This window comes from Faecalicatena contorta (genome assembly GCF_021531995.1).
GTDB lineage: Bacteria > Bacillota > Clostridia > Lachnospirales > Lachnospiraceae > Dorea_A > Dorea_A contorta_A.
In genome coordinates this window covers 1-8,174 of the sequence record NZ_JAFBIZ010000120.1, presented here as the reverse complement: position 1 = coordinate 8,174, position 8,174 = coordinate 1, and the positions used below count along the sequence as shown (strand labels likewise).

Genomic DNA, 8,174 nt, shown 5'->3' with positions numbered 1-8,174 from the left:
AGGAAATTCATTGTATTTGAAGTAAGACAGGAAGCGATTTTATGGCCCCAAAAAAGAATGTAACTTTTGACGATATTGCAAAATATACACACTTTTCCAAGACGACTATCTCCCGTTATTTTAATAATCCAGATTCTCTGACTCTGGAAAATCAGGAGATTATCTCTGATGCACTCGTCAAATTAAACTACAAAGAAAATAAAGTTGCCAGAATTCTCGCAAGTGGAAAGACAGAATTCATTGGCATCATAATCCCCAATCTATATCTGCATTATTATTCCGAGATGCTAAATCAGATTCTATCAACTTATGAGACATTTGGCTACAAGTTTCTGGTATTTGTCGGAAATGAGTCTGAAGAAACGGAAAGGAAGTATCTCCGGGAACTTCTTGCATATAAGATTGAAGGTCTGATTATTTTAAGTCACACGATCCCTTCGAAAGAATTGGCGGACTTACAGATTCCTATTGTTTCTATTGAACGTGAAAATGAATACATCAGCAGTGTCAATACTGATAACTACATGGGAGCAATTCAGGCTACCACCCTGCTTGCCAAACACGACTGCGAGGTACTGATCCACATCAATTCCCCAACTTCCCAATCCACCCCCAGTTACCAGAGAATCCAGGGCTTCCTTGATATCTGCGAACACCAGGGACTGAATCATCAGATCTATATACGGAATCTTGGAAAGCATTCCGATTCCGATCAGCAATATCTGAAAGAGATCATTGAGGAGCTGGATCAAAAATATGCTGGTCGCAAAAAAGGAATCTTTATCTCCAATGACACACATGCTAACTGTTTTTTGAATCTGCTATTCCGAAAATATGGAACCCTGCCGGAAGATTACCTGATTGTCGGCTTCGATAATTCCCCTATCTCCCAGGAAGCCATCATCCCGATCAGCACCGTTGGCCAGCAGATTGATAAGATTGCTTTTGAGGCAGTTCAGTTGCTGGATGACCAGATCAAAGAACGAAAGAAAAGGAAACCTTCCCCCATCGGTGCCCCCATCCACAAAGTTGTCACACCAGTCTTGTGTCGACGAGAGACCACAGAAGGCTTCCCTTTTTCAAAATAGCTATATTTTCATTAAATAATGATTCTCTCATCAATGAAATGAATCCATAACATATTAAAATTCCAAGAGAAGGGATTGTTGCAAATAATCCTTTCTCTTGGAATCTTTTATAGCTTTTCTTTTCATTTGTATCGCCCACGTCCACGGACCACTGAATCGGATAATACCCACACTCCTGTGCTGTTAGAATCACATGATCATCATAGTCTCCATAAGGCGGACGAAAGAGCTGCATTTCAACACCTGTCAGCGCTTTCACTTTCTCATGAGTTCTCATAATCTCCTGCGTTTGTTCTTCGACAGACAACTGAGACATATTCTTATGATTTTCACTGTGATTGCCCAGGTCATGTCCCGCTTGCCAAATAGCTTTCACATCTTGCGGATTATTTTCCACCCAACCACCAGTCATAAAAAATGTGACATGGACATTATGCTTTTTTAAAATATCCAGTATCGCCTGTGTATCCTCATTTCCCCACGCCGCATCAAAGGTCAGTGCCACTTTTTTCTCATCCGTTTCCACAGAATAAACCGGGAGTTCTCTTCCGTTTACATTATTTGAAATACTCACACAACTGGAAATATACTTGTAGGATCCTACCATTGCAATCATCAGCATAAGTACAAGAATTCCATAGTTTTTCCATCTCGTTTCTTCTTTTTTTCTCATAACTCAAACTCCGGAAGGTAGCCTTTATTAATAGTATAATGGTATCATATGTAGGATATTACAAAACATATATCATACAATAAATATATACAGTACCTTATTTTCTACATGGAATTCACACTTAATATAAAGAGCGTTGCCAATACCATCGCAAATCCCAGGATATCAATTGGCGGAAACGCTGTCCCCAGACAAACGGCTGCTACAATCGTTGCCGCAACCGGTTCGACACTTGATAACAGTCCTGCATACACGCTTCCTGCATATTTGACTGCTGCCAGATAGAAGCAGAATGGAAGTATTGTTCCCGGGATCACGATTCCAAGAAACGCTACCACAATCTCCGCATCAATCTCCACTGCCATTTTCCATGGCCGAAATACAAAAAATAATACACTTCCTCCGATCAGCATCGACCACGCACTTATGATTTCCGCAGGATATTTTTTTAGAAGCGGACCGGGAAGCACTCCGTAAAAGCAGGTTGAAACTGCCAGGAGCAGACCAAATATAATTCCCTTTGGCGAGATTGACAATGAATGAAAGTTTCCATGCGTTGCCACAAGAAATATTCCCGATATGGAAAACAACACCGCAATCATCTCTTTTTTCTTGGGCATCACCTGATATATTATAGCAAAATAGATCAACAGCATCGCCGGATTCAAATATTGAAATATTGTTGCTACTCCTGCATTCGTCTCCTGAATTGCCGAAAAAAAGGAAAACTGCATTCCCATAACTCCCAGTATTCCAAATGCAATTGTACGGACGGCATCCTCTCCCGTCTTCCATACTTCAACCGGCTTTTGCTTCTTTATAACAACTGCATATAAAAACAAAAGAGCTCCTGATGCAAGCAGCCGATACGGAACCAGCCATTTTGAATCAACCCCTTTATTATCAAACAAAAACTGGGCTATGGGGCTCGTCGAGCCCCATAATAACCCAGCAGCAAAAGCGGCCATCATGCCTTTTTTACGTTCCATCTCTCTTTCCTCAGATAACTACTATTCCTTAATCGTTCTCATTCAGCCATTCTTTCATCAACTCAACATATCTGTCATTGTCTTCCACGAAGCACATATGGCGACATGTACGGAACAGTTCCCATCTGGAATTCGGAATTCTGTCATACATATATTTTGCGATATATGGTGTACACAGATCATTTCCTCCATTAATGACCAGTGTAGGTTCTTTGATGTCCTTCAGCTGTTCAGTAACGTCATAATCCTTCAGCGTTCCTTCCGGAGTAAATTCATTCGGTCCCCAGCCTACAACATAAGCCTCTCCGCCTTTTCTCACCGGACGTCTCAGACATTCCGGAGAGTCCTCTGTAACTGCTCCTGCCGCATGACGAAGCATAAACTCGGTTTCTGCTGCTATGTAAGCAGGATCGCTGTAATCACCGGTGGAAGTTGCCTTGTCAATTGCATCCTGCATCTCCTGCGGAAGGAACTTGATCATACGGTGCTGCTCAATTCCCCACATCCAGGATGCCGGTAATGTACTGGACAGGATCAGACTCTTTAATCCTTCCGGTTTATAATTACAGACATAGTCCAGAAGCTGCATTCCGCCCCATGACTGTCCCAGCAGATGAATCTCATCCAATCCGAGATGTTTTCTTAATTCGATCAGTTCATTGATCCATGTCTTTGCATTCCAAAGCTCCGGATGTCCATCCAGATAAGATTCTCCGCAGCCGATCTGATCATACATCACAAGCTGGCGTCCGTCTTCCTCAGCAAGTCTGTCCAGTACTTCAAAATAATTGTGTGTTGATCCCGGACCTCCGTGAAGCAATACCAGTGGCTTTTTATTTCCTGTACATTCTCCTACGACACGATAATACGTTTTATGCCCAAGATATGGCATATATCCTTCTGTAATTTTCATGGTGAAAAACCTCCTTTTGTACTGACTCCATTATATACAAAGTTTTCGGAATTGTACAGATTATATAAAGGATTTTTATGCTTTCCAGATGTCTCTGTTATACTCGGCAATCGTCCTGTCAGATGAGAAATATCCAACTTTCGCAATATTCACCAGCATCTTCTTCGCCCATCTGATTCGGTCTTCATAATCTGCAAATGCTTTTTCTTTTACCTCAATATATTCTTTCACATCCAGAAGTGTCATGAACCAGTCTTTCTGGATCAACTCTGCATGAATCTCAAGCAGTGTGCGCACATCCCCGATCTTCAGCATCTCGGGACTGATAATAAAATCGATCCATCTGCGGATATCCGCATCATTGATATAATAGTCCGCAGCCACATAATCTGATTTTGCATAATGCTCAATGACTTCATCACTGCTCTTGCCGAACACGTAGATATGTTCATCTCCCACAAGCTCATGGATTTCTACATTTGCTCCATCTTCCGTTCCCAGCGTAACGGCTCCGTTCAGCATAAATTTCATATTACCGGTACCGCTGGCTTCCTTCGATGCCAGTGAGATCTGTTCTGAGACGTCACATGCCGGAATCAGTTTTTCTGCCAGTGTTACGTTGTAGTTTTCTACCATGATCACCTGGAGATGCGAAGATACCTCCGGATCATTCTGAATCAGCTCCTGCAGACAGAGAATCACATGAATAATGTCCTTTGCAATTCTATATGCAGGTGCCGCCTTTGCACCAAAGATAACTGTGACCGGTGTCTTCGGAAGATTGCCTGCCTTTATATCCAGGTATTTATAGATCACATACAGAACATTCATCTGCTGACGTTTATACTCATGGAGACGTTTCACCTGAATATCAAAAATGGAATGATCATTCAGTACGATTCCTGATTCTTTCTCCAGATACTCTTTTAATGCCGTCTTGTTCGCCTGCTTCACATCCAGAAGTTCCTGCAATGCTTTCTCGTTGTCAGAAAGAGACAGCAATTGTTCCAGTTTTGCAGCGTCTTTACGAAATTCTCCTGCGCCATATCTGTCAATCCAGTCTACCAGCTTTTTGTCACAGTGCATCAGCCATCTGCGGAATGTAATTCCATTCGTCTTATTATTGAATTTCTCCGGATAGATATCATAAAATGGTTTTAATTCCACATTTTTCAAGATCTCTGTATGAAGCGCAGCCACTCCATTCACACTGAATCCATAATGCATATCCATTCTCGCCATATGTACCCGGTTCCATTCATCGATGATCTGCACTTCTTTGTCTGCATATTTCTCAGAGACCCTTTTTGCAAGCTCACGGATAATCGGCATAAGATGCGGTACTACTGTTTCCAGATAATCCACCGGCCACTTTTCCAGTGCCTCTGCCAGAATGGTATGGTTCGTATATGCACAGGTGTGGGATACGATCTCGATCGCTCTGTCCATGGAGATTCCTTTTGCCGTCAGCAGACGGATCAATTCCGGAATGACCATAGACGGATGTGTGTCATTGATCTGAATCACCACATGCTGATCCAGTTCATCCAACGCATAGCCTTTTTCTTCATATTCCTTCAGAATATACTGTGCACCGTTACTTACCATAAAGTACTGCTGATAGATTCTCAGTAGTTCTCCCTGCTTATCACTGTCATCCGGATAAAGGAACAATGTCAGATTCTGTTTGATATCATTTTTATCAAACGAAATACCATCTCCAACAATCTTTTCATTGACTGTATCCACATCAAAAAGATGTAATTTGTTTGTGCCATTTTCATATCCTGTCACATCAATGTCATACAGTTTTGAATGAATGCTGAAATTACGGAAAGGTACATCAAATCCGATCCCCGTATCCGTCAGCCATCCGGTATCCTGTATCCATGGGTTCGGTGTTTCTTTCTGCTTATGATGTTCAAATACCTGTTTGAATAATCCGAGATGATAATTCAGTCCTATCCCATCTCCATTGATTCCAAGTGTAGCCATCGAATCCAGAAAACATGCTGCAAGTCTTCCAAGTCCTCCATTGCCAAGAGATGGTTCCGGCTCAATCTCTTCAATCTCGCAGATATCTTTTCCATTGGAAGCAAGAAGCTCTCTGACTTCATCATACACTCCCAGATTAATCAAATTGTTCGATAATAACTTTCCGATTAAAAATTCCGCTGATATATAATATATTTTTCTCTCTTTCTCAGAAGTGTTCTCTCCTCTTTCTTCTGCCGCTTCTTTTACCGTATTCAAAAGCGCTGCATATATCTCTTCGTTTGTCGCGTCTTTTATACTTTTCTCTAGTCTCTGCTGTAATCTTTCAGAAAAATTCATATGATACCTCCTGTCCGGCGATCAATTTACAATTTCGCCTGAATCCTTAAGTCCATTTCCTGTCGACCCATTTTCTGTCGACGGTAATATTATAATCACTTTTTTACACATCTCTCTTGTAAAATACTGAGCAAAAGTAATACAATACTATCAAAAAGTATGAATACAAGGAGTTTTTATGAATACCCTGGAATATGAAAATCTCTATGAAAAAAAATCCCATGTGAGTCCCCAGTTTCCATATAATACGTATCTTTGCTCCATTCCTCTGGACTTTACGCTGGTTCCCGCTCACTGGCACAAAGATGTGGAACTCATTGTTATAAAAAAAGGCACCGGTACCATCGCAGTTGATATGGCACCACAGATGGTGTTCGCCGGCGATATCGTCTTGGTTCGCCCCGGTCAGATTCACTCTATCTCTCAGCATGATAATGACACTATGGAATATGAGAATATATTATTCCGTCCGGATCTTTTATATTCGCAGAATACGGATCTGCGCACATTAGAATACTTTGATCTCTACTTTAACCTGGAATACGATCTCCCCTGGCTTATCGATCGCTCTAATTCCTGTCACAAAGAATTAGCAGAGTGCATCAACGCTATTGATACACTCTGCAGTGAACGTCCCGGATATTACGAATTATCTGTAAAAGGGTACCTTTTTCAATTTTTTTATCTGCTTTTTTCCGGTCAGGAATCCCCTGTATATTCAACCGGCAGAAAATCTCTTAGCAAAGTCAAGCAAATGATTGCATATATTGAAGATCACTACATGGAGCCCATTTCTGTTCAATCTGCCGCAGATTATATGGGATTCTCCAATTCTCATTTTATGAAATTCTTTAAACAGAACATGCATACCACATTTACCAGTTATCTGAATCACTACAGGCTGACGATAGCAGGGCGCCTTCTGCTTACAACGGATGACAATATTCTGGTCATATCCGAGAAAACAGGTTTCAATAATCTGTCATATTTTAATCGACTGTTCAAACAGTATTTTCATATGACACCCAGGGAATACCGTACAAAATAATGCCAACGTTGATTATTCAAAAGAAATTCGAATCACCGGTCGGACTGCTCCGGCCGGTACGTAAACTCGTTTCCCTTTCCGATCTATTCTTCCATTTTCCAGCACAACTGCAGCACACATCCGATTTTCCCCTTTTGTACGAAGCCACCACCAACTGTCACTCTTTTTCCCCGGACAACTGTCTTCAGATATCATATTCTCTGCAAAGCTTCCATTCAGCCATCGGAACAGATCACTCTCTTCCCAATAGACCGGTGAGAACTCATCATTCATGGGCTTTCTTCCCTGCGTTTCCGCGCAGACCGCCAGAGCTCCTCGTTCATCTGCATCCAGTACCAGCCACTCCACAGGCAGACTGTTGTTTTTCGTATCATCCGTTCCCAGAGAAAAACTCTTTGCTCCCAAAAGGATCGCTTTTCTGAGGTTTTCTCGCCCAGCTTCGCTGTCGTCTGCTTTCCACGCCTGCTCTGCTGCCGATTCCGCCGCCTCACATGCTTCATTGATTAACCGGATCGATGCAGTTTCTCCAGCCTTTTCTGAACGTTTCGCCCAGTATAAAGCTTCCGGGTATTTTTCAAGTTTCAGATAAGCCAATGCGATTCCATGTGTCGTCTCAGACTCCTTTCCCTCCGAACGCTCATAAGCGCGGAGTGCCCACTGAAGGGAAACATCATACTCTTTCTGTTCACGATACAAGCTTACCATCCTCTGCCATACAGAAATATCTTCCTGCGCCGGTACATATCCCTTTTCAGCTGCTGTGCGATGCCAATACCATTGCTTCTTTGAATCACAGGGAACTCCATCTCCCAGCTGATATGCCTTTGCCATCATGTGCTGCGCTTTCTTCCCTGCTTTTTTCTACACCTTCACCGTTCGAATAGCGTACAGACAAATTAAACATCGCTGTGCAGTCACCTTCTGCCGCAGAGGATTCCCATTCCTGTCGTGCCATCTCATAATCACCGGCATGATATGCTTCCACTCCCTGTATAAAATGATTAGGCGTTTGCGAAACGCCACAAGCCGCATAAATACGGCATTTTTTAACTACAAAAAACAAATAACCCCTCACCGGATATGGTATAATAGAGTTGACGAGAAACTATAAACCATACATCCAAGAAAG

At 42.1% G+C, this 8,174-nt stretch carries 8 protein-coding genes; 2 read left to right on the top strand and 6 right to left on the bottom strand.

Annotation, left to right across the window (positions count from 1 at the left end; genetic code table 11):
* Positions 1–41: 41 nt before the first annotated feature.
* Entirely contained in the window at positions 42–1,088 is a 1,047-nt protein-coding gene (locus JQM82_RS13130; protein ID WP_235250823.1) for a LacI family DNA-binding transcriptional regulator, read from the top strand.
* Here JQM82_RS13130 and JQM82_RS13125 read toward each other — a convergent pair.
* From JQM82_RS13125 to JQM82_RS13110, 4 genes are all read right to left on the bottom strand, one after another.
* Positions 1,033–1,761, bottom strand: a complete 729-nt coding sequence (locus JQM82_RS13125; protein ID WP_235250821.1) for a polysaccharide deacetylase family protein — start codon at positions 1,759–1,761, stop codon at positions 1,033–1,035. The genes JQM82_RS13130 and JQM82_RS13125 overlap by 56 nt on opposite strands.
* 104 nt (positions 1,762–1,865) lie before the next feature.
* Positions 1,866–2,750, bottom strand: a complete 885-nt coding sequence (locus tag JQM82_RS13120) for a DMT family transporter (protein WP_235250820.1) — start codon at positions 2,748–2,750, stop codon at positions 1,866–1,868.
* A gap of 28 nt (positions 2,751–2,778) precedes the next feature.
* A complete protein-coding gene (pepI, locus tag JQM82_RS13115; protein ID WP_235250819.1) occupies positions 2,779–3,663 on the bottom strand; it encodes a proline iminopeptidase in 885 nt (294 codons plus the stop codon).
* 75 nt (positions 3,664–3,738) lie between these two features.
* On the bottom strand, positions 3,739–5,997 hold the full coding sequence (locus JQM82_RS13110; RefSeq protein ID WP_235250818.1) for a glycogen/starch/alpha-glucan phosphorylase: 2,259 nt from the start codon (positions 5,995–5,997) through the stop codon (positions 3,739–3,741).
* A gap of 178 nt (positions 5,998–6,175) precedes the next feature.
* Between JQM82_RS13110 and JQM82_RS13105 the strand changes: the two genes are divergently transcribed.
* Positions 6,176–7,045, top strand: coding sequence for an AraC family transcriptional regulator (locus JQM82_RS13105; RefSeq protein WP_235250817.1), 870 nt, complete (start codon positions 6,176–6,178; stop codon positions 7,043–7,045).
* A 12-nt stretch (positions 7,046–7,057) separates the two neighbouring features.
* On the opposite strand, the gene JQM82_RS13100 is transcribed toward JQM82_RS13105, so the two are convergent.
* Positions 7,058–7,879: a tetratricopeptide repeat protein gene (locus tag JQM82_RS13100; protein WP_235250816.1), complete on the bottom strand. Its 822-nt coding sequence runs from the start codon at positions 7,877–7,879 to the stop codon at positions 7,058–7,060.
* A complete protein-coding gene (locus JQM82_RS13095) occupies positions 7,836–8,108 on the bottom strand; it encodes a hypothetical protein (protein ID WP_235250815.1) in 273 nt (90 codons plus the stop codon). The genes JQM82_RS13100 and JQM82_RS13095 overlap by 44 nt, the downstream gene beginning before the upstream one ends.
* Positions 8,109–8,174: the final 66 nt, after the last annotated feature.